Source organism: Stenotrophomonas sp. YJH_SMC_105-26 (genome assembly GCF_059368915.1).
The window spans coordinates 1,138,212-1,159,057 of record NZ_JCAFSD010000001.1; the positions used below are offsets into that span (position 1 = coordinate 1,138,212).

Below are 20,846 nucleotides of genomic sequence, written 5' to 3' on the forward strand. Positions count from 1 at the left end.
TGCCTGAAATCGTTCATCTTTGCGGGGTCATGCCCATGCCTGGATGAGGTGGCCTCCCGGGTTGGGTCAGAGCCCTTTCCTGCGGAAAGGGATCCGACCCGGAGCCGTCAGATCTTCAGATAGATCTTCCGCCGGTCCAGCCACCACGCCACGCCCCACCACAGCGCGACGAACGCCAGCGCCTGCAGCATCGACGCCAGCTCGAGCGCGTGCGGCATCGCGGCGGCCAGTTGCTGCCAGATCCAGCCCCACGCGCCGGTCGCCATCAGCGCCACCGACATCACCGATGCGCCAAGATAGGCGGTAATTGCGTTGACCCCGAAACGGCGGCCCAGCGGCGGCCATCGCTTCTGGTCGATCAACACATGGCCCAGCCACAGCGCCAGCGCGGCCAGGCCGCCGGTCCACAGCACATAGCTGGGCGTCCACAGCTGCTTGTTCAACGGCAGCACCGTGGCCAGCAGCAGCCCCAGCACGGCGGTTGCCACACCCAGGCCAGCCAATGCCGCCGCACGACCGTTGCGCAGCAGGCCACCGGCAATCAGGCCGAGCACGGTACTGGCCAGCGCACCCAGCGTGCTCAGCAATCCTTCCGGGTCATGGCCCAGTCCGGTATCGGCGTGCCACTGGTAGATCCACGGTGCGAACAGCGTGGTGTCCAGGCGGCTGGCCGGGTTGGTCCATGGCGCCAGATCACCGATGCCCAGCAGCAGCACGGTGTAGCCCACCAGCAGCGTGACCAGCACGCCAGCCTGCACGCGCGGCCGCGCATACACCGCCAGAACACCCACCAACGCTGCGCATACCGCAATCCGCTGCAGCACGCCCCAGATGCGGAAGTGATGGGTATGCAGCGCCCACCAGATCAACAGGTGCAGCAACGCGCCGGCGAGCAGGATGCGCAGTGCACGCTCCAGCACCCCGCGCGCCAATGCTGGCCGTGCAGCGGCATCCAGCGCGCGCGGTGCCACGCTGAAGGCCATCGACACACCCACCAGGAACAGGAAGAACGGGAACACCAGGTCGGTGGGCGTGCAGCCATGCCATTCCGAGTGCCGCAGCGGCGCGAACACCGCACTCCAGTCGCCCGGATTGTTGACCAGCAGCATCGCCGCCACGGTGATGCCGCGCAGGGCATCGATCGAGCCCAGACGGCGTGGCGGCGTAATGTTCATCAGGCGGCCTCGTACTGTCCGGCAATCCAGGTACCACGCACCTGCAGGGCGTCATCCAGCAGCACCAGGTCGGCCTGGTAGCCCTCGGCGATGTGGCCAAGGCGGTCGTCGACGTTGAGGAACTGCGCCGGATAGGTCGACGCCATGCGCGCCGCTTCGGCCAGCGGTTGGCCGAGCAGCTGCACGGTATTGCGCACGGCGGTGGCCATGTCCAGCGCCGAGCCGGCCAACGAACCGGCGGCATTGCGCACCACGCCATCGATGGCGGTGATGGTTTCGCCATACAGCACGTAGCTGGGATCGTCGGCTCCAACCGGCGGCATCGCATCGGTCACCAGCAGCAGGCGACCGCGCGGCTTGGCCGCCAACGCCACGCGCAGGCTGGCCGGGTGCACATGCACGCCATCGACGATGATGCCGATCCAGCTGTCGCGGTCTTCCAGCGCAGCGCCCACCGCGCCGGGCTCACGCCCTTGCAGCGGCGACATCGCGTTGTACAGATGGGTGAAGCCGCGCACGCCGGCATCCAGGCCGGCGCGGATCTCTTCGTAGGTGCCTGCAGTGTGCCCAGCAGCGACGATCACGCCACGCTCGACCAGCGCACGGATGGTCTCCAGCGGCACGCGCTCCGGCGCCAGCGTCAGCAGGGTCACGCCATTGTCCAGCGACGCGGCCAGTGCGATCTCTTCTTCATCCGGCACGCGGAACTTGCTGGCATCGTGCGTACCCTTGCGTGCCGGCGCGATGTACGGGCCTTCCAGGTGGATGCCGATCACGCCCGGCACGCCCTGCGTGATGGCCTCGCGCATCGCACCGATGGCTTCGCGCATCACCGCCACGTCATCGCTGATCAGCGTCGGCAGCATCGCGGTGGTACCGAAGCGGCGGTGCGCCTGCGCGATGGTGCGCAGTGCCACCACGTCCGGCGTGTTGTTGAACAGCGCGCCGCCGCCGCCATTGACCTGCACATCGATGAAGCCGGGCAGCAGCCAGCCGCCCCCCAGGTCCACCTGCTCGGCCGCGTGGCCCAGCTGCGGCGCGGCATCGGGCAGCAGCGCGCTGATGCGACCGTCCTCGATCACCACCGCCAGGTCGTCGCGGAACTCATCGCCGGCCAGGATGCGGGCATTGCGCAGCACCGTCGCCATCACACCGTCTCCGTAACCTTGTTCAGATGCGGCGGCAGGTCCGGGTTGAAGCCACGGCGCAGCGCCAGCGCATTGATGGCGCGATAGAAGCTCTGCACGGTCAATAGCGGTGCGCACAGCGGATGCGGCGCGGCGGCCACCGGCAGGTTGCCGCCGGCACCGGCCATCCACACCTGCGCACCACGTGCGGTGAATTCATCGACCACCGCACGGGTACCGGCGCCGGTCTCGTCCGGCTGGGCGAAGGCCAGCACCGGGAAGCCACGGCCGACCAGCGCCATCGGGCCGTGCTTGACCTCGGCCGAGCTGTAGGCTTCGGCGTGCAGGCTGCAGGTTTCCTTGAACTTCAGCGCCGCTTCCTGCGCCGCACCCAGGCCCAGGCCGCGGCCGAGCACGAACAGGTTGGTGGCCTCGACCAGGCCCTCGGTCACCGCGCTCCAGTCGCACTGCCAGGCTTCACGCATCGCGTCCGGCAGCAGGTCCAGCGCCGCACGCAGGCTGCTGTCCTGCTTCCAGTACGCGGCCAGCTGCAGCAATGCGGCCAGCGAGGCCAGGTAGCTCTTGGTCGCGGCAACGCTCTTCTCGGGGCCGGCATGCAGCGGGATGACCGTGTCGGCCAACTGCGCCAGCGGTGAATCCTCGACGTTGACCAGCGCGATCACGCGCGCGCCGGCGGCCTTGGCCGCCTCGGCGTTGCGCAGCAGGTCCGGGCTCTTGCCCGACTGCGAGATGACGATGAACAGTGCGCCGCGCAGCTGCAATGGTGCGGCGTAGACCGAGCCCACTGATGGCGAGGCCGACGCGACCACCAGCCCCAGCTGGGTTTCCAGCAGGTACTTGCCATAGGTGGCGGCATGGTCGGAGCTGCCGCGTGCACAGGTAACCACGAACGGCGGCGGCGCGGCACGCAGGCTGGCGGCCAGGGTTTCCAGGGTGGCGTGGTTGCGCGAGAACTGGCGCGCGACCACGTCGGCCGCTTCAGCGGCCTCGGCGAACATCAGGGTAGCGGTGGGGTCTGACAGCGACATGGCAGGCTCAGGCAGGATCGGAAGGAAGGGGGCGTGCGCCGGCCGGGCGCATCGGCGCGGTCGAACCGCGCACCACCAGCTGCGGCACGAAGCCCTGGTTGTGCAGCGGTGCCGGCGCATCGTCGTAGGCGTCGCTGCGCAGCTGCGCGATCAGCAGGCGCGCGGCATGGCGGGCGATGTCTTCGGTGGCCTGCTTGGCGGTGGTCAGCGGCGGCCACGACTGGCGCGAGAACGGGCTGTCCTCGAAACCGGCAATGGACAGGTCGTAGGGCACGTTCATGCCGGCCGACTTGGCGGCGGCCAGCACGCCGGCAGCGATTTCGTCGTTGGAACCGAAGATGGCGGTAGGCGGTTCGCGCAGCGCCAGCAGGCGGCGCGCGCCACGGAAACCGTCGTCGAAGGTGTAGTCGCCCTGCACCACCAGGTGCTTGTCCACGGTCATGCCGTAGTCCTTCAACGCGGCCTCATAACCGGCATAGCGTTCGCCCGAGGAGCGGTGCGAGCTGCCGCCCCAGAGGAAGCCGATGCGCTGGTGCCCCAGCTGGATCAGGTGTTCGGTGATCTCGTAGGCGGCCTCGCGGTCGTCGACGAACACGCAGGCACCGTCGGCCGGATCTTCGGTGGCCGCAATGATGCGCACCAGCTTGATGCCACGCGCGGTCAGCGCCTGGATCAGGTCGCGGCGCTCGGACATCGGTGCGGTCAGCACCAGCCCGGCCAGGCGCGAACGCTGCACCCAGTCAGCCAGTTCATCGGCCAGCAGCGGCGAACTGGAATCGCAGGGATGGATCTGCAGGCCGAACCCGGTCTCGCGGCAGGCGGCGAGCACGCCGTTCTGCACGCCGATGATGTGGTACGGGTTCGGGTTGTCGTAGACCAGCCCGATCACGAAGGTGGTGCCGCTGCGCAGGTTGCGCGCGGACGGATCGGGCTCGTAGTCCAGCTCGGCGATGGCACGCAGCACCCGCGCGCGGGTGGCCTGCATCACCGAGGGCTCGTTGTTGATCACCCGCGATACCGTCTTCAGCGAGACCTTGGCCTTTTCGGCAACGTCCTTGATGGTCGCTCTGCGCATCGGTTTTTCCTGGGGTTGGCTGCCGTCCATCATCGCCGATCAGCTCCGGTCCTGCGGCAGGCCCACGCGGTGGCCCACCACCGAATAGAACAGGATGTACAGGTAGCAGGGCACCATCAGCAGCACGAAGGTCAGCTGGAAATCGATGTGCTGCTTGAGCAGGGCGAACAGCTGCGGAATGATCGCGCCACCGGCGATGCCCATCACCAGCAGGGCCGAACTGGTTTCGGTGAAGCGCCCCAGGCCGCGGATGGCCAGCGGGAAGATGGCCGGCCACATCATGGCGTTGGCAAAGCCCAGCAGGGCCACGAAGGCCACCGACACATAGCCGTGCGTTGCCCACGCGCCCAGGCAGAACACCACGCCCAGCACCGCCGAAATGGTCAGGTAGCGCGACTGCGACACCACCCGCGGAATCACCAGCAGGCCGACCACGTAACCGACCAGCATCGCGCCCAGGGTGAAGGCGGTGAACATCTTGGTCTCGTCCAGCGGCAGGTTGAAGCCATGGCCGTAGGTGCCGATGGCATCACCGGCCATCACTTCCACGCCCACGTACACGAACAGGCACAGCACGCCCAGCCACAGGTGCGGGAACTGGAAGATGCTGCGGCGCTCGACCGCACCGGCGGCCACCGGCGTAGCGTTGGCTTCGGACGATTTGATTTCCGGCAGCGGCGAGAACAGGATCGCCACCGCCAACACCACCAGCAGCGCCGCCATGGCCAGGTACGGGGCATGGATCTTGGCGGCGAACTGGTTCAGCAGCACGGCTTTGGTCGCGGCATCGGCCGCCTGCACCTGCACGTCCAGATCGCCAATGCCATGCAGCACCACCGTGCCGATCAGGATCGGCGCCAGGATGCCGGCGATCTTGTTGCAGATGCCCATCAACGCGATGCGCCGCGCCGCCGTTTCGATCGGCCCAAGGATCGAGATGTACGGGTTGATGGCCGTCTGCAGCAGGGCCAGGCCGCTGCCGATCACGAACAGGCCGCCCAGTGCGCCGGGGTACCAGCGCTGGGTGGCGAATTCGCCGAACAGTGCCGCGCCACCGGCCATCACCAGCAGGCTCAGGCTCAGGCCCTTCTTCATGCCGGTACGGCGCAGGATCCACGACGAGGGCAGCGCCAGGAAGAAGTAGGACAGGTAGAACACCATCAGCACCAGGAAGGCGCCGACCTCGCTGAGCTCGAAGGCGAGCTTGACGAAGGTGATCAACGGGCCGTTGAGCCAGGTGAAGAAGCCGATCAGGAAGAACAACACGCCGACGATGGCGATGGAGGTGGCCACGTTCGGGCGCGCGCTTGCAGCGGGGACGGCGGACATCAGGAGGGCTCCTGCGGCGACAGCCGCAGAACGCGGCGTCGGAGAGTGGCTGGGAACAACGTTGTCACATTCTTTCGGTGGACAACGGCGGTTTGTCAACTTCCATGCACGCCCCTTCAACCTCGTGCTGCACTGCGCAAGTCGATTGCGGTGCTCCGCGCTGAATGCGCGCCAGGCCTAGAGCCCCATGCAGCAACGGTTCCCACGTGAAACCCGCACTCACGCCATGTAAACGTTTACTGCCTGTCGCATTCGTTGCGGCGCAGCAACGAAAGTGTCACGAACTCGTTGACATCGTTGTCAGCGCGGTTACAGACTCCGCCCCAATCGCTGCCCCCGATCCCGGGGCCAGCCCCACCTGCAGCAGGAGCCCGCGTGACCGCCAGCCACCCCGCCCCGTCGCATGTCCTGTCCCGCGTCGCGCCCTCGTTCCTGGCCGCGGACGTCGGTGGCACCCATGTGCGCGTGGCCCGGGTCCAGGCCAGCGGTGACACCGCCCATCCGGTGCAGGTGCTGGAATACCGCAAGTACCGCAACGCCGACCATGCCGGCCTCAGCGCGATCCTGTCCGACTTCCTCGGCGAAGGCCCGCGGCCCACGCATTGTGTGGTCGCCAGCGCCGGCTACGCCCGCGAGGACGGCACGGTGATCACCGCCAACCTGCCGTGGCCGCTGTCGGCACGCCAGGTGGAGGCCGATGTCGGCCTGCAGCGGGTCTACATCGTCAACGACTTCGAAGCGGTGGCCTATGCCGCTGCGCAGGTGGACGCCAGCGGCGTGCTGCACCTGTGCGGGCCGGACACCGGCACGCGTGGCCCGACTCTGGTGGTCGGTCCCGGCACCGGCCTCGGCGCCGCGCTGTGGATCCCCACTGCGCACGGCCCGGTGGTGCTGCCGACGGAAGCCGGCCAGCCGACCCTGGCCGCCAGCACCGAACTGGAAATGGCCATCGTCCGCCACATGCAGCGCGACCGCGCGCACGTGTCGATCGAGCATGCGATCTCCGGCCCGGGCCTGATGAACCTGTACCGCGCGGTGTGCGCGCTGCAGGGGCAGGCACCGACGCTGGCCAGCCCCGATGCGGTCACCGCCGCCGCCATGGCCGATACCGATGCGCACGCGCGCCAGGCGCTGGATGTGTTCTGCGGCCTGCTCGGCAGCACCATCGGCGACATGGCCCTGTTCTATGGTGCCCACGGTGGCGTCTACCTGGCCGGCGGCATCCTGCCGCAGATCCGCGAATACCTGCACGCCAGCACCTTCGTCGAACGCTACCTGCAGAAGGGGCCGATGGGCGAAGCACTGGCACGCATCCCGGTGAAGGTCGTCGAACACGGCCAGCTGGGCGTGGTCGGCGCTGCCAGCTGGTACCTGCAGCAGCAGTCGGCCGCCTGACACCGCAACAGGCTTCAACGCAATCGCAGCACGCAGTACGTGGCACGCCAACGCACGGGACTTCGCCGCCGCCCCGCGCATGTCATCGCAACCGTTATCGAACACCGCCGCCGGCATCCAATCGAGTGATGAGGAGAGACATCATGAATACCCGCAAGACCCTGCTTTCGGCCGCCATCGTCAGCTGCATCGCCTTCAGTGCGCACGCGCAGCAGGCTGCCCCGACCGCCACCGACCTGGACACCGTGACCGTTACCGGCATCCGTGGTTCGATGGAAAAATCGCTGGACACCAAGCGCGAAGCCAATGCGCGCGTGGAAGTGGTCACCGCCGAGGACGTGGGCAAGCTGCCGGCGCACAACGTCGCCGACACCCTGCAGCGCCTGCCGGGCGTCAACATCAGCTCGTCCAGCGCCGATGAAGGCGGTTTCGACGAAGCCGACCGTGTCAGCCTGCGCGGCACCAGCCCGAGCCTGACCCAGACCCTGATCAACGGCCACACCGTCGGTTCGGCCGACTGGTTCGTGCTCAGCCAGGGCAACAACGTCGGCCGCAGCGTCAGCTACTCGCTGCTGCCGTCCGAACTGGTCAGCTCGGTGGAAGTGAACAAGTCCTCGCAGGCCAAGCTGCAGGACGGCGGCACCACCGGTACCGTCAACATCATCACCCGCAAGCCACTGGAATTCTCCAAGCCGTTCACCGCGGAAGGCTCGATCGGCCTGGTGCGCTCGGACCAGGCCAAGTCGAACGACCCGCAATATTCGGCGCTGTTCAACTACAAGAACGACGAAGGCACCTTCGGCGTGATGGTGCAGGGCTTCAGCCAGAAGCGCGAACTGCGCCGTGAAGCGCAGGAAATCCCGGGTGGCTTCTTCAAGATCGGCGCAAACGATCCGGTCGCCAAGACCAATCCGGACCTGATCGGCGTCAACGTTCCGGGCCTGCTGGGTTCGACCCTTTTCGAACAGACCCGCGAGCGCAAGGGCGGCCTGGTCTCGCTGCAGTTCAAGCCGAGCGACAGCCTCACCCTCGGCCTCAATGGTTTCAGCTCCGAGCTGAAGGCGAACAACTACAACCGCAACTTCATGATGTTCGGCAACAGCTTCGCCAAGTCGCAGGCGCCGGATCCGGGCTATGTGGTCAAGGACGGCGTGCTGACCAACGCCAACTACAAGGGCGTGCCCGGCACCGACTATGCGGTGTACGACATGATCTACCGCGAGTCGAAGGCCAAGTCGAGCTATGTCACCTTCGATGCCGACTGGCAGATAAGCGACAGCCTGACCGCCAAGTTCCAGGCCGGCAGCACCAAGGGTACCGGCGAGACGCCGCGCCAGTACATCGCCGAGGTCACCCTGGCCAACGGCGGCGGCGCCAGCTGGGCTACCCACGGCAATGGCTCGCCGATCGACTGGAACGTCGGCGGCGACATCTCGCCCAACGGCGTGACCAGCTTCGGCACCTGGGGCAACCAGCAGGTCACCGCTGAAGACAAGGAGAAGTGGGCCACGCTCGATTTCAACCAGTACTTCAACGATGGCGGCGTGCTGAGCTCGATCGACTTCGGCCTGCGTTTCGCCGACCACAAGCGCGAAGCGCTGTCGCCGGAAGGTGCAACCCCGGGTGACATCTGGAGCGCGCTGAAGAACGGTGCGACGGCCAACTATCCCAGCGGCTTTGCCGGTGACATCGGCGGCACCTTCCCGCGCAACCTCTGGTACTTCACCCCGGGCGCGCTGAAGGACGCGGTGACCAACAACTCCACCTGGCTGGCCGGCAATGATGGCCCGACCGGTCGCCACAACTATGGCGCCGAGTGGAAGGTGAAGGAAAAGAACTTCGCCGGCTACGTGCAGGCCAACTTCCGCGGCGACTGGTGGAGCGGCAACGTCGGCCTGCGCTACGTCAACATCAAGCAGGACATCGACACCTACAACGCCGTCAGCAAGGCCGCCGATGCCGATGTCAGCAGCCTGTTCGGCATGTGGGAGCGCCTGGCCTTCCAGAACAAGCGCAACCGCGTATTGCCCAGCGCCAACATCAAGTTCGACCTGGACGACTCGCTGGTGCTGCGCGTCGCCGCCTCGCAGACCCAGACCCTGCCGGACTACTCGGCACTGGGTGCCTCCTCGTACGGTTCGGACCTGAACCGCACCGGCGGCGGTGGCAATCCGAACCTCAAGCCGACCCTGTCGACCAACCTGGACGCCAACCTGGAGTGGTACTTCATGCCGCGCGGCCTGCTGTCGGTGGGCGCGTACCACATGGACCTGAAGGACTACATCGCCTTCGACGTGGTCTCGCGCCAGCTGTACAGCGAACTGACCAACCAGCTTGAGACCTACCAGATCTCCACCCCGATCAATGCCGACGGCAAGGTCACCGGCGTGGAAGTGGCCTACGAACAGCCGATCGGCGAGTACTTCGGCGTCAATGCCAATTACACCTACGCCAACGGCACCACCTCGCACACCTGGTCGGACGGCTCGCACAACCTGCTGGGCACCTCGAAGAACACCTACAACGTGGGTGCCTACTTCGAGAACGAGCGCTTTGGCGCCCGCGTCAGCTATACCCGCCGTTCCTCGTTCCTGATCAGCCTGTCGGGCACCAATCCGTACTACCAGGATGACTTCGGCACGCTGTCGGCGTCGCTGAGCTACAAGGCCACCGACTGGCTGAGCATCACCCTGGATGGCCTGAACCTCAACAACCCGACCTACAAGTACTACCAGACCGCGGCCATCCCGACCTCGTTCTACAGCAACGGTCGCCAGTACTACCTCAACTTCCGCTTCAAGTACTGATCCAGCGGCGGCAACATCGCCGAGTCGTGCACGCACGCCGGGCCTGGGTCATTCCGGGCCCGGCGTTTTTCATGTATAGCGTTCATCGCACCGTTCCAAGGAGTCGTACCGATGGTCAAGCCTTCCCGCGCCCGGATGCGCAGCGCAGTGCTGCTGGGCAGCCTGCTCGCCCTGTTGCCGGCACTGCCGGCACTTGCCGCCGACCCCATGCCGGCCGCTGAGGCACCCGGCCCGCAGCTGCGTGCCGGCAGCCTGATGCTGATTCCCGCCCCCAGCAATGTGCAGCCTGGCCAGGGCAGCGGCATCACCGTGCGCGCCGATACCGTGCTGCAGGCCGAAGGCGAGGCCGCACAGCGCGTCGCCAGCCAGTTCGCCGACCTGCTGGCGCGCAGTGGCGGCCCGCGCCTGGGGCTGGCCAAGGGCAAGGCGGCGGCCAGGACCGGTGGCATCCGCTTCCAGATCGTGCCCACCTTCCGCGACAGCGGCGAGGGCTACACGCTGGAAAGCACCGCACAGGGCGTAGTGGTACAGGCCGGTAACGAAACCGGCCTGTTCTATGGCGCAACCACCCTCGCCCAGCTCGCCACCGGCGGCAGCAACGGCGTGCTGCCAGCGGTGCAGATCCAGGACGCGCCACGCTTCAGCTGGCGCGGTTTCATGCTCGATTCGGCGCGGCATTTCCAGAGCCTGGACGAGATCAAGCGCGTGCTCGACGCAATGGCCGCGCACAAGCTCAACACCTTCCATTGGCACCTGACCGATGACCAGGGTTGGCGCATGGAGATCAAACGCTATCCGAAGCTGACCGGAGTGGGCAGCTGCCGCCTGCCGGCCGGCGACGGTGGCATCGATCCGGTCACTGGCAAGGAGCATCCGTATTGCGGCTTCTACACGCAGGACCAGATCCGCGAAGTGATTGCCTATGCCGCGAAGCTGCATATCCAGGTGATTCCGGAGATCGATGTGCCGGGGCACGCGACCGCAGCGATTGCCGCATACCCGGAACTGGGTTCGATCAATACCCCGCTGAAGCCGATCAGCGAATGGGGCGTGTTCCCGAACCTGTTCAACGTGGAAGACAGTACTGTCACCTTCCTCCAGAACGTACTGGAGGAAGTGATCGAACTGTTCCCGGCCAAGTACGTGCACGTCGGCGGCGACGAGGCGGTCAAGGACCAGTGGGAAGCCTCCAGGCAGGTCCAGCAGCGCATGCGTGCGCTGGGCATCAAGGATGAAATGGCCATGCAGAGCCACATCATCAAGCGCCTGGAGACCTTCCTGGAGGAGCACGACCGGCGCCTGATCGGCTGGGATGAAATCCTTGAAGGCGGGCTGCCGCCGCAGGCCACGGTGATGTCCTGGCAGGGCACCGAAGGTGGCCTGGCCGCGGCCAGTGCTGGCCATGACGTGGTCATGTCGCCGGTGGGCTACCTCTATCTGGATTACCTGCAGACGGCCTCGCCGAACGAACCGCCGGGCCGCCCGGCCCAGGTCAACCTCGGCAAGCTGTACAACTTCGAGCCCGTGCCGGCCGAGCTGGCCGCTGACAAGCGCGGGCACATCCTCGGCCTGCAGGCCAACATGTTCACCGAACACACGCGCACCTATGCGCGCCTGCAGCACAACCTGTTCCCGCGCCTGGCCGCGGTGGCCGAGACCGGCTGGAGCAGGCCGGAGCATCGCGACTTCCGCGATTTCCTCGCGCGCCTGCCCGCGCAGCTGCAACGCTACCGCGCCTGGGGCCTGGCCTACGCGCAGACCCCGTTCGAAGTGGGCGTGGACTACACCGACAACCGCGCCGCCAACACGGTGACCGTGTCGCTGGCCAACCCGCTGGGCTATGAGGTGCGCTACAGCACCGATGGCCAGCCGGTGACGGCGCAGTCGCCGCTGTACCAGCAGCCGCTGACCAGTACGCTGCCGACCACGGTGCAGGCCGCCGCGTTCTACCAGGGCCAGATGCTGGCGGCGAAGCCGACGGTCGCGGACTTCAGTGCGCAATCGCTGCTCAGCCGCCGCAGTGACGAACTGCTCAGCTGCGTAGGCAAGAAGGGGCTGGTGCTGCGCCTGGAAGACGATGGCCCGCGCGAGGGAAACCGCGCAGTGTTCAACGTGGACATCTTCCAGCCATGCTGGCGCTGGCCACAGGCACAGCTGGACGGCATCGGCAGCGTGGAAGTCCGCGCGGGGCGTATTCCGTACTACTTCCAGCTGGCCCACGACGAGCCCAAGCGTCGCTTCGAGAAGGCCAAGCGTGCGCATGGCGAGATGCTGGTGCGTCGCGGCGACTGCAGCGGCAAGGTGCTGGCCGAAGTGCCGCTGCCGGCCACGCCGGATGCCGATGGCTTCGTGACGCTGCGTGCGACGCTGCCGAAGGGTTCCCAGGGCACCGGTGACCTGTGCATCAACTTCACCGGCGACACGCGCCCGGCGATGTGGGTGCTGGATGAGGTCACGCTGGGGAAGTGACCCCAAGCCTGTCCTGGCGCAATCGATCCACGCATGGCGTGGATCTACTGTAGAGCCGAGCCCATGCTCGACTGCCTTTGGGAGGAAGCCGAGCATGGGCTCGGCTCCACAGGAACTTTACCCGCGCCAGCGCAGCAGCGGATCGCGCAGCGGGGTCAGTGCCGTAGCCAGGCCGGCCAGCACGCCGATCGTGTTGGCCAGCGCGTCCATCGGATCGGCCATGCGGTCATCGGTCAATGCGCCCTGCGCGAACTCGATGCCGATCCCCATCAGCACCAGGCCCACGCCCACCCACAGCAGCGGACGTCCGCGCCGGAACAGCTGTACCGCGCTGCCAGCCAGGATGAAATAGGCGAGGAAGTGCTCACCCTTGTCGCCGTTTTCCGGCAACGGAATCGGTGGCGGTGGGATCAGGCAGACCACGATCACCAGCAGCACCGCGCTGAACCACAGTGCGGCCCACAGCCGCGGCCGCCGCAGCGGCTTGATCAGCGGCAGTGCATCGCTCACAGGCGCCAGCTCAGGTCACCCAGCTCGAAGGCGGGCTCGAAGTCGACGCCGCGCTGCAGGCCGATCGCCTGGAAGCGCTCCCCCATCTCGGTCGGCAGGGTCAGCTTCTTCACCTGGTCGCGCAGCTGGATGCGGCCGACCTCATCAGTGCGCTCCTCGGCCAGCGACAGCACCTGGTCCAGGCCGTTGCCGAGCAGGAAGCTGGCCTGGCTGCAGTAGCCCGCCAGCTCGAAACCGCCGTGCATGCCGGCCTCGGCCATCGCGGTGAAATCCACCGACGCGGTGATGTCCTGCAGCCCCGGCCAGCGGTGCACGTCGTTGTGCACGTGGTGGCGGTAGAACGCGCGTACGGTGCCCTCATCGCGGTCGTGCTGGTAGAACTCGCCACGGTTGTAACCGTAGTCGATGAACAGCATCGCACCGCGCTGCAGGCCGCCCGCCACCGCCTGCAACCAGTACGGCAGCTGCGGCAGCACCTCGGAACGGTAGCCCTCGGCGAAGGGGCGCTCCAGGTAGCGCTCGATGTGGCGCACCGCACCGTTGAGCAGGATGTCGGCCGGCTGCGCACCACGGATGAAGTTGCCTTCGGCGTCCAGTTCCACGGTTTCCTCGTAGACCTCGCCATCCCGGATCAGGAAGCGCGGCGTCGGCAGCGCGTCGATCACTTCGTTGGCAAACACCACGCCCTCCCAGTCCTCTTCGAACGGGCGATCGACCCAGTCCACGCGTGCGGCCAGCTCGTCCGGCAGGTTCTGCTGCAGGCGCTGTTGCTGGCGCTCGCGCAGGTCGGCGCTGGGTTCGAGGATGGCGTAGCGCGACGGCAGCGCGTCCAGCTCGGCCAGGCGCAGCAGCACCGCTTCGGCGAAGGCGCCGGTACCACCGCCCAGTTCCAGCATCCGCGCCTGCGTACCCAGCTGGGCGAACACCGGCGCCAGCGCGTTGGCCACGCTGCCGGCGAACAGGCTGCCGAGCTCGGGCGCGGTGGTGAAGTCGCCACTGCCGCCGAATTTGCTGGCGCCGGCACTGTAATAGCCCCAGCCGGGGGTGTACAGGCACAGCTCCATGAAGCGGGAGAACGGCATTGCCCCGCCCTGCGCAAGGATTTCGGCGCGCAGGGCAGCGGCCAGCTGGTCGCTGTGGGCCAGGGCATCGGCTTCGGGCAGGGGGAAGGTGGGCTGCATGGCGTCTTCGAATGCGGTGACAATGGTGCACAGGATAGCCGAGCCTTGGAGGACCCTCGATGAGCGATACCCACCCCGTGGTCCTGATCACCGGCAGCGCGCGCCGGATCGGTGCGGCCATCGCCCGCCAGTTCCACACCTGTGGCTGGTCGGTGGTGCTGCACGCCAACACCTCCAGCGCCGAGCTGCAGCAGGCTGCGTTCGATTTCGACAACGTGCGCCCGGGCAGCGTGCTGGCCCTGCAGGCCGACCTGCGTGACGCCGACGCCCTGGCCGATCTGGTCGAACAGGCCGTCACCCACTTCGGCCGCCTGGACGCGCTGGTCAACAACGCCTCCAACTTCTTCCCCACCCCGCTCGGCCAGGTCACCGCCGAGGCGATGGACGCGCTGTATGCGGTCAATGCACGCGCGCCGCTGCTGCTGTCACAGGCGGCAGCGCCCTACCTGCGCCGCCAGCAGGGCTGCATCGTCAACCTCACCGACCTGCACGGCACCGACCCGATGCGTGACCACATCGCCTACACCATGGCCAAGGCCGCGCTGGAGATGGCAACGCGCGCGCTGGCGCTGGAGCTGGCGCCGAAGGTGCGGGTCAATGCAGTAGCGCCGGGTGCGATCCTGTGGCCGGAACAGGGCAAGGATGATTTCGCCCGCGAGGCGCTGCTGGCACGCACGCCTTTGGCGCGGATCGGCACCGTCGAGGAGATCGCCGAGGCGGTGTACTGGCTGGTGGCCGAGGCCAGCTTCGTCACCGGCCACACCCTGCGCGTGGATGGCGGGCGTACGGTCAGCTGAAAGGTTGCCGGGGTCCACAACGGGGGTCAGATCCCTTTTCCCGGCGGGAAAAGGGATCTGACCCGGTCACTCCAGATCCACCACCTCGAATGCCTCGCCAAACTGCGGGTGCGCGCGCCACAGCGTGGCCAGGTCCTGGCCGCTGACCGGGTCGATGAAGCCCGGCGCGATGTCGGCCAGCGGCTTCAGCACGAACGCGTGCTTCAGCTCCGGCCGCGGGATGCGCAGGTGCCCCGGGCCTTCCAGCACCAGGTCGCCATAGAACACCACGTCGATGTCCAGGGTCCGGTCGGAGAAGCGCGGCCCGCTGCGGTCGCGACCGTGCGCGTCTTCCAGCGCGTGCAGCCAGTCGTCCAGTTCCTGCAGCGGCAGATCGGTCTCGATCGCCACCGCATTGTTGAGGAAGGCCGGGCCATCGAAGCCGACCGCGGCAGTACGGTAGGCCGGCGATACCTGCAGCGCGCCGAAGCGCTCGCGCAGGGCCGCCACCGCGGCGTGGAGGTAGCGGCGGGGCTGGACATTGCTGCCCAGGCTCAGGAGCACGGTCGTCATGCGGTTCAGGTGGCAGCAATGGGGGCGTGGACATGCCGTCGTCACGGCGGCCTGCCTACAATCCGGGATGCACATGATAGGGCACCGACATGACCTATTGCGTTGGAATCGAGGTGGACGAGGGCCTGGTCTTCGCTGCCGACACCCGGACCAATGCCTCGCTGGACGATGTGCGCGTGCACCGCAAGCTGCACGTGTTCGAGTATCCCGGCCAGGCAGCCTACGTGCTGATGGCGGCTGGCAACCTGGCCACCACCCAGCTGCTGGTGTCGCGCCTGGGGCGCGATGCCGACGAACGGCGCGCGCCCAACCTGCGCGACATGACCCACCTGTTCGAAGCCGCCGAGTACGTCGGCCAGCTGCTGGTGGACAGCCAGGTGCACAGCAATCACAGCGAACATGGCCACGATGGGGTCAATACCCAGGCCACGCTGATCTTCGGCGGGCAGATCGCCGGCGAGCGCCCCGGGCTGTACATGATCTATCCGCTCGGCAACGCCATCGCCGCCTCGCCGGAGACGCCCTACCTGCAGATCGGTGAATCCAAGTACGGCAAGCCGATCCTCGACCGCATCCTCAGCCCGGCCACGCGTCTGGAGGATGCCGCACGCACGGCGATCGTCTCGTTGGACTCCACCATCCGTTCCAACCTGTCGGTGGGCCTGCCGATCGACCTGGCGCTGCTGCGCGACGGCGAACTGCGCATCGGCCAGCAGCTGCGGCTGGGTGCGGATTCCACGCTGTATGCGGACATCCACCAGAACTGGTCGCGGCGGCTGGAACAGGCAGTGGACGCCCTGCCGCGCTTCCCCTGGGAAACCAACGGACGGTAGTGCCGGCCGCTGGCCGGCAACCGCGTTGATCCCACCACACAGGGATGCCGGCCAGCGGCCGGCACTACCGCGACATCAGCCCAGCGCTTCGGACACCGCGCGGAACACCTGCTGCATCTGCAGCGGCTTGCGCAGCACGTGCACCTGCACGCCAGCGGGAAATGCATCGGCCGCCACCTCCACCGCTGCGTCTTCCAGCACCAGCGCCGGGCCGCGATAGCCCAGCGTGGCCATCTCGCCCAGCAGCTGGCTGGCCGGCAACAACTTCGAGCCGGCGTCGGCAATCACCAGCGCCGGCATTGCCTCCTGCTGCATCCAGCGCAGCGCCGCCGGGCCATCGGAGGCCAGCTGCAGCTGATATCCCTGGCTTGACAGCGCATTGCCGAGCAACGACAGGCGCGTGGCCTCGCCATCGACCACCAGGATCGACTGGCCACTGCCCAGGGCCACCAGCTGCTCGATCGGCTCACTACCGTCGCTGGCTTCGTGCATCGGCAAGTGCAGTTCGAAGCAGGTGCCCTGCCCCGGCTGGCTGCTGACATGGATGCTGCCGCCGGCACCTTCGACGATGCGCTTGCAGGAAATCAGGCCCAGGCCGGTGCCGTCGGCCTTGGTGGTGAAGAACGGATTGAACAGGTGCGACAGCGTGTCTGCATCCATGCCGATGCCTTCATCGGCCACGCAGATCCGCATCCAGTCCACGCCATCGCGCTGGCCGGCATGGCTGGCGGTCAGGCTCAGGCGACCGCCGTTGGGCATCGCCTGGATCGCGTTGAGCGCCAGGTTCAACATCACCTGCTGCAGCTCGGTGTAGTTGGCATCGACCACCAGGCCTTCGTCCTGCACCTGCAGTTCCAGGCGCACGGCATCGGGCACGTTGCTGCGCAACAGCAGTGCAACCGCATCGAACAGGCCATCGATCTCGATGCGCTCGCTCGGCTTGCGCGAACCGCGCACGAACGACAGCATCGATTCGGCCATCTCATGGCCACGGCGACCGCACTCGGCGATGACATCGGCCAGGTGGTGCAGCTGCGGATCCTCGGTGCGCGCCTTCAGCAGGTCCGGCATGATCAGCAATGGCTGCAGGATGTTGCGCAGGTCATGGCTGAGGCCGGCAGCAAGCAGCGACAGGCTTTCCAGGCGCTGCGCGCGCATCAGCTCGGTTTCCACCCGTGCACGCTCCACCGCGCTGCGTGCATCGCGGATCGCACGCGCCACCGCCGACGGCAGGCGCGCCGGCAGGTGCTTGATGATGTAGTCATTGGCGCCCTTCTGCAGCGCCGCCACCGCGTTCTCCTCACCCATCGTGCCGGAGACGAAGATGAAGGGCACGTCCGGCGAGGTCTCGCGCACGATGCGCAGCGCGTCATCACCGGAGAACCCCGGCATGCTCAGGTCGGACAGCACGATGTCCGGCTGGAACGCAGCCAGTGCCTGGCGCAGTTCCGCCTCGCTCTCGACACGCTCGAAGCGGGCGTCCAGGCCCGCGTCGAGCATCTGTTCGGACATCAGCTCGGCATCCTCTGGTGAGTCTTCCACCAGCAGGATGCGCAGCGCCCCCAGGGCGGGACCGGTCAGGGGCATGGGCTCACTCGAGTTCCGGTGCCTGGTTGATCAACGCCCAGAACTTGCCCAGGGTCTGCACCGCGCCGAAGAACTGGTCCACGTCCACCGGCTTGACCACGTAGGCGTTCACGCCCATGTCCCAGCTGCGGGCCAGATCGCTTTCCTCGCGCGAGGACGACAGGATCACCACCGGCAGGCGCTTGAGTTCTTCATGCTCGCGGATCTGCCGAAGCACTTCCAGGCCATCCATGCGCGGCATCTTGATGTCCAGCAGCAGCACCGCCGGCAGGCCTTCCTCGCGATTGGCGAAGGCGCCGCGGCGCAGCAGGTAGTCCATCACTTCCACGCCGTCTTCGACGTGCACGATGGGATTGGCCAGACGCGCCTCTTCCAGGGCATCGATCGCCATTTCGGCATCCGCCGGGCTGTCTTCGGCGAGAAGAATGGTGCGCAGAGTGGTCATGCAGAAGGCCCTTGTTTGTCCGCGTCGATCGCGGGAGGCAGGTAGAAGTGGAAGGTGGCGCCGACGTCCGGTTCGGCCTCGGCCCAGATACGGCCGCCATGGCGGGTCAGCACGCGGCGCACGCTGGCCAGGCCGATGCCGGTACCCGGGTAGTCGCTGGCCTTGTGCAGGCGCTGGAATACACCAAACAGCTTGCCGGCGTAGGCCATGTCAAAGCCTGCACCATTGTCGCTGACCGTGAACTGATGGCCGCCATCGGGCTGCGGCTGGTAGTCCACGCGGATCTTCGCCGGCTCGCGGTTGCCCGAGTACTTCACCGCGTTACCGAGCAGGTTCAGCCAGACCTGGCGGATCATGTTCTCGTCGCCCACCACGATCGGCAGCGGCGCGATGCTCCACTCCACGTGGTGCGCATGGCCGCTGTTCTCGGCCTCGGCCTGCAGGTTGGCATCGAGCATGGCGCGGGTATCGGCCACCAGCGACTGCATGTCCACCGCCTGCTGGCGCATCGCTGCGCGGCCCAGCCGCGAATAGACCAGCAGGTCGTCGATCAGCGCCGCCATGCGCCGGGCCGAACTGGAGATCACCTCCAGGTAATGCCGGCTCTTGTCATCGGCGGCGTCGCCGAGGTGGCGCGACAGCTTGTCGGAGAATCCGGCCACGTGGCGAAGCGGCGCACGCAGGTCATGCGAAACCGAGTAGCTGAAGGCTTCCAGCTCGCGGTTGACCTCGGACACCTGCGCGACCTTGCCCTCCAGCTGGCGGTTCAGCTCTTCCACGCGCAGCTGCACTGCGCGCTGCATGGTGACGTCGCTGATGGTCAGCAGCACCACTTCGTCATCGGTGTCGGGCAGCGTCATGCGCCGTGCGTTGAGCAGCATGTAGCGCACCATGCCATCGGCGGTACGCTGCTCATGCTCGAAGTCCCAGAGTTCGCGGCCACGCGACAGCACATCGGCCAGGCGCTGGCGCACCACCGGATCCCGCCAGGCGCCGTCGCCGATGTTTTCCAGCAGCAGGCCATCGGCGCGCTCGTCCTGCAGGTCATACAGTTCGGCGAACGCCGGGTTGTGCAGCTGCACGCGCAGGTCGCGGTCGAGCAGCACAATCGGTTCGCGCACGGTCTGCAGCACCGACGCCGCGCGTGCGGCCGAGCGCAGCGATTGCCGTTCCGCATGCAGGCGGCGGCCGATCTGCCGCTGCAGCAGCCACAGCACCAGGCCGAGCAGGGCCAGCTGGATCGCCAGCGAACTCCACGACACCAGTTCGGTCTGCTTGCGCTGGCGCGCGGCCTGCTGGGCGCGCAGTGCCAGCAGATTCTGCTCGCTGGCCTGCAGCTCCTCCACCAGGCCACGGATCGGATAACGCGTGCTCAGGTCCTGCACCAGCTCACGCTGGTCGGAGTTCGGTTCGGACCGGGCCAGCTCGCGGGCAAGCGCCATGCGGCCTTCGAGCATCGATTCGATCCGACCAATGCGGATCAGCTGATCGGGATTGTCACGCGTCATCCGGCCCAGTTCGGCCAGGCGCCCGGGGATCTCGTTGGCCTTGGCCATCCGCTCGCGCAGGCCGGGCGCATCCACGCCCTTGGACAGGGTCAGGGCGGCGGATTCGACGTCGCGCACATCGGCCTGCAGCTGTTGCAGCGCCACACCAACGGACTGGGTGTGGTTGACCCAGGCCATCGCCTCTTCGCTGTCCTGCTGCAGTTTGCGCAGGGTCAACCACGGCACCACGATGATCGCGGCAGCCGCCAGCGCCAGGGCCGGCAACCGCCAGCGGTCCCAGATGTCGTCACTGAAAACCAGCGCCATAGTTCCTCGTCAGCACGGCCGCGGAGCGGGACCCGGGACGAGCCCGGCTGCGGCGGAACCGGCAATATAGCGCAGGCAATCACAACTCTGGAGTCCAAAGCGCGGCAGGCTGAACGGGCCCCCGCAGCCGGCCCCATACGCGAGTGGGCGCCCCCTTCGGGGCGCCCACCCTGTTCAACGGTCGGTGGATGCTCAGCGCTTGGCAGCGGCGCTGACCTTAAGCGCGGCGGCATCGACGCGGGTCACACCCTTGATGCCCTTGGCGGTGTTGACCGCCTTGTCCTTCTCCGCCTGCGTAGCGACGGCACCGCTCAGGCTGACCACGCCGTTCACGGTTTCCACCTTGATCTCGGTGCCCGGAACGTTGCTGCTGGCCAGCAGATCGGCCTTCACCTTGGTGGTGATCCAGGTATCGGTCACCGGCTCATTGGAGTCGTGACGATCAGCATGGGTCGTCGGATGGGTGCTGGTCGGCGGGCTCTTCGCGGCCGGGTCCTTGGCGAATGCGGCCGAGGAGGACAGCGCCAGGCCCAGGGTCAGGGCGGAAGCAATCAGCGTGCGGGTGGTATTGCTCATCGTGTCGTACTCCTTCGGAATGTGCTGCCAGTCTGGACAACCCACCGTAGAGCAGGCGTGGCGTTGCGGTCATGCCGCCGTGAATCGAAACGTTTCCAATGGCAACCGTTCAGTTTTGGACTGCC

At 67.1% G+C, this 20,846-nt stretch carries 17 protein-coding genes; 5 read left to right on the forward strand and 12 right to left on the reverse strand.

The window, feature by feature from the left end:
* Positions 1-107: 107 nt before the first annotated feature.
* The 5 genes from AC5P7F_RS05190 to AC5P7F_RS05210 are packed head-to-tail and all read right to left on the reverse strand — an operon-like array spanning position 108 to position 5,755.
* Complete coding sequence (locus AC5P7F_RS05190; protein ID WP_164077486.1) at positions 108-1,175, reverse strand: acyltransferase family protein; 1,068 nt, start codon at positions 1,173-1,175, stop codon at positions 108-110.
* Complete coding sequence (gene nagA / locus AC5P7F_RS05195; protein WP_197641363.1) at positions 1,175-2,323, reverse strand: N-acetylglucosamine-6-phosphate deacetylase; 1,149 nt, start codon at positions 2,321-2,323, stop codon at positions 1,175-1,177. Before nagA ends, AC5P7F_RS05190 begins: the two co-directional genes overlap by 1 nt.
* Complete coding sequence (locus AC5P7F_RS05200) at positions 2,323-3,351, reverse strand: SIS domain-containing protein (RefSeq protein WP_014648419.1); 1,029 nt, start codon at positions 3,349-3,351, stop codon at positions 2,323-2,325. Before AC5P7F_RS05200 ends, nagA begins: the two co-directional genes overlap by 1 nt.
* A gap of 7 nt (positions 3,352-3,358) precedes the next feature.
* Positions 3,359-4,426, reverse strand: coding sequence for a LacI family DNA-binding transcriptional regulator (locus AC5P7F_RS05205; protein ID WP_005411045.1), 1,068 nt, complete (start codon positions 4,424-4,426; stop codon positions 3,359-3,361).
* A 39-nt stretch (positions 4,427-4,465) separates the two neighbouring features.
* Positions 4,466-5,755, reverse strand: coding sequence for a sugar MFS transporter (locus AC5P7F_RS05210; protein ID WP_481462493.1), 1,290 nt, complete (start codon positions 5,753-5,755; stop codon positions 4,466-4,468).
* A gap of 375 nt (positions 5,756-6,130) precedes the next feature.
* Here AC5P7F_RS05210 and AC5P7F_RS05215 point away from each other — a divergent pair, with 375 nt between their 5' ends.
* The 3 genes from AC5P7F_RS05215 (at position 6,131) to AC5P7F_RS05225 (ending at position 12,426) form a co-directional block, all read left to right on the forward strand.
* On the forward strand, positions 6,131-7,150 hold the full coding sequence (locus tag AC5P7F_RS05215; protein WP_111205667.1) for a glucokinase family protein: 1,020 nt from the start codon (positions 6,131-6,133) through the stop codon (positions 7,148-7,150).
* 143 nt (positions 7,151-7,293) lie between these two features.
* Complete coding sequence (locus AC5P7F_RS05220) at positions 7,294-9,957, forward strand: TonB-dependent receptor (protein ID WP_075076091.1); 2,664 nt, start codon at positions 7,294-7,296, stop codon at positions 9,955-9,957.
* Positions 9,958-10,068: 111 nt separating this feature from the next.
* Positions 10,069-12,426: a family 20 glycosylhydrolase gene (locus tag AC5P7F_RS05225; protein ID WP_164077485.1), complete on the forward strand. Its 2,358-nt coding sequence runs from the start codon at positions 10,069-10,071 to the stop codon at positions 12,424-12,426.
* Between the two features lie 117 nt (positions 12,427-12,543).
* Here AC5P7F_RS05225 and AC5P7F_RS05230 read toward each other — a convergent pair whose 3' ends face one another.
* The gene (locus AC5P7F_RS05230; RefSeq protein ID WP_164077484.1) at positions 12,544-12,936 is read right to left on the reverse strand and encodes a VanZ family protein; all 393 of its coding nucleotides are present in this window, start codon (positions 12,934-12,936) and stop codon (positions 12,544-12,546) included.
* Complete coding sequence (locus AC5P7F_RS05235) at positions 12,933-14,117, reverse strand: SAM-dependent methyltransferase (protein WP_164077483.1); 1,185 nt, start codon at positions 14,115-14,117, stop codon at positions 12,933-12,935. The genes AC5P7F_RS05230 and AC5P7F_RS05235 overlap by 4 nt, the downstream gene beginning before the upstream one ends.
* A gap of 59 nt (positions 14,118-14,176) precedes the next feature.
* On the opposite strand from AC5P7F_RS05235, the gene AC5P7F_RS05240 reads away from it, so the two are divergent.
* Positions 14,177-14,914 (forward strand): pteridine reductase, encoded by a 738-nt coding sequence (locus AC5P7F_RS05240; protein ID WP_164077482.1) that lies wholly within the window; start codon positions 14,177-14,179, stop codon positions 14,912-14,914.
* A gap of 66 nt (positions 14,915-14,980) precedes the next feature.
* Here the strand turns inward: AC5P7F_RS05240 and folK are convergent, their stop codons facing one another.
* Positions 14,981-15,466 carry a 2-amino-4-hydroxy-6-hydroxymethyldihydropteridine diphosphokinase gene (folK, locus tag AC5P7F_RS05245; protein WP_014648428.1) on the reverse strand — a complete coding sequence of 162 codons (486 nt, stop codon included), beginning with the start codon at positions 15,464-15,466 and terminating at the stop codon, positions 14,981-14,983.
* A gap of 89 nt (positions 15,467-15,555) precedes the next feature.
* Here folK and AC5P7F_RS05250 point away from each other — a divergent pair, with 89 nt between their 5' ends.
* A complete protein-coding gene (locus AC5P7F_RS05250) occupies positions 15,556-16,299 on the forward strand; it encodes a proteasome-type protease (RefSeq protein ID WP_014648429.1) in 744 nt (247 codons plus the stop codon).
* 75 nt (positions 16,300-16,374) lie between these two features.
* Here the strand turns inward: AC5P7F_RS05250 and AC5P7F_RS05255 are convergent, their stop codons facing one another.
* The 4 genes from AC5P7F_RS05255 to AC5P7F_RS05270 all read right to left on the reverse strand — a co-directional run bounded on the left by AC5P7F_RS05255 (position 16,375) and on the right by AC5P7F_RS05270 (position 20,721).
* Positions 16,375-17,886 (reverse strand): ATP-binding response regulator, encoded by a 1,512-nt coding sequence (locus tag AC5P7F_RS05255; RefSeq protein ID WP_046432552.1) that lies wholly within the window; start codon positions 17,884-17,886, stop codon positions 16,375-16,377.
* Positions 17,887-17,890: 4 nt separating this feature from the next.
* Complete coding sequence (locus tag AC5P7F_RS05260; protein ID WP_005411057.1) at positions 17,891-18,331, reverse strand: response regulator; 441 nt, start codon at positions 18,329-18,331, stop codon at positions 17,891-17,893.
* Positions 18,328-20,145, reverse strand: coding sequence for an ATP-binding protein (locus AC5P7F_RS05265; protein ID WP_164077481.1), 1,818 nt, complete (start codon positions 20,143-20,145; stop codon positions 18,328-18,330). The genes AC5P7F_RS05260 and AC5P7F_RS05265 overlap by 4 nt, the downstream gene beginning before the upstream one ends.
* 192 nt (positions 20,146-20,337) lie before the next feature.
* Positions 20,338-20,721, reverse strand: a complete 384-nt coding sequence (locus tag AC5P7F_RS05270) for a BON domain-containing protein (RefSeq protein WP_014648433.1) — start codon at positions 20,719-20,721, stop codon at positions 20,338-20,340.
* Between the last annotated feature and the right edge of the window lie 125 nt (positions 20,722-20,846).

Coding starts and splice junctions, on each gene's coding strand:
- AC5P7F_RS05220 (WP_075076091.1), top strand. CDS start 7,294: ATGAATACCCGCAAGACCCTGCTTTCGGCCGCCATCGTCAGCTGCATC.
- AC5P7F_RS05240 (WP_164077482.1), top strand. CDS start 14,177: ATGAGCGATACCCACCCCGTGGTCCTGATCACCGGCAGCGCGCGCCGG.
- AC5P7F_RS05260 (WP_005411057.1), bottom strand. CDS start 18,331: ATGACCACTCTGCGCACCATTCTTCTCGCCGAAGACAGCCCGGCGGAT.
- AC5P7F_RS05190 (WP_164077486.1), bottom strand. CDS start 1,175: ATGAACATTACGCCGCCACGCCGTCTGGGCTCGATCGATGCCCTGCGC.
- nagA (WP_197641363.1), bottom strand. CDS start 2,323: ATGGCGACGGTGCTGCGCAATGCCCGCATCCTGGCCGGCGATGAGTTC.
- AC5P7F_RS05255 (WP_046432552.1), bottom strand. CDS start 17,886: ATGCCCCTGACCGGTCCCGCCCTGGGGGCGCTGCGCATCCTGCTGGTG.
- folK (WP_014648428.1), bottom strand. CDS start 15,466: ATGACGACCGTGCTCCTGAGCCTGGGCAGCAATGTCCAGCCCCGCCGC.
- AC5P7F_RS05250 (WP_014648429.1), top strand. CDS start 15,556: ATGACCTATTGCGTTGGAATCGAGGTGGACGAGGGCCTGGTCTTCGCT.
- AC5P7F_RS05225 (WP_164077485.1), top strand. CDS start 10,069: ATGGTCAAGCCTTCCCGCGCCCGGATGCGCAGCGCAGTGCTGCTGGGC.
- AC5P7F_RS05265 (WP_164077481.1), bottom strand. CDS start 20,145: ATGGCGCTGGTTTTCAGTGACGACATCTGGGACCGCTGGCGGTTGCCG.
- AC5P7F_RS05210 (WP_481462493.1), bottom strand. CDS start 5,755: ATGTCCGCCGTCCCCGCTGCAAGCGCGCGCCCGAACGTGGCCACCTCC.
- AC5P7F_RS05270 (WP_014648433.1), bottom strand. CDS start 20,721: ATGAGCAATACCACCCGCACGCTGATTGCTTCCGCCCTGACCCTGGGC.
- AC5P7F_RS05200 (WP_014648419.1), bottom strand. CDS start 3,351: ATGTCGCTGTCAGACCCCACCGCTACCCTGATGTTCGCCGAGGCCGCT.
- AC5P7F_RS05235 (WP_164077483.1), bottom strand. CDS start 14,117: ATGCAGCCCACCTTCCCCCTGCCCGAAGCCGATGCCCTGGCCCACAGC.
- AC5P7F_RS05205 (WP_005411045.1), bottom strand. CDS start 4,426: ATGCGCAGAGCGACCATCAAGGACGTTGCCGAAAAGGCCAAGGTCTCG.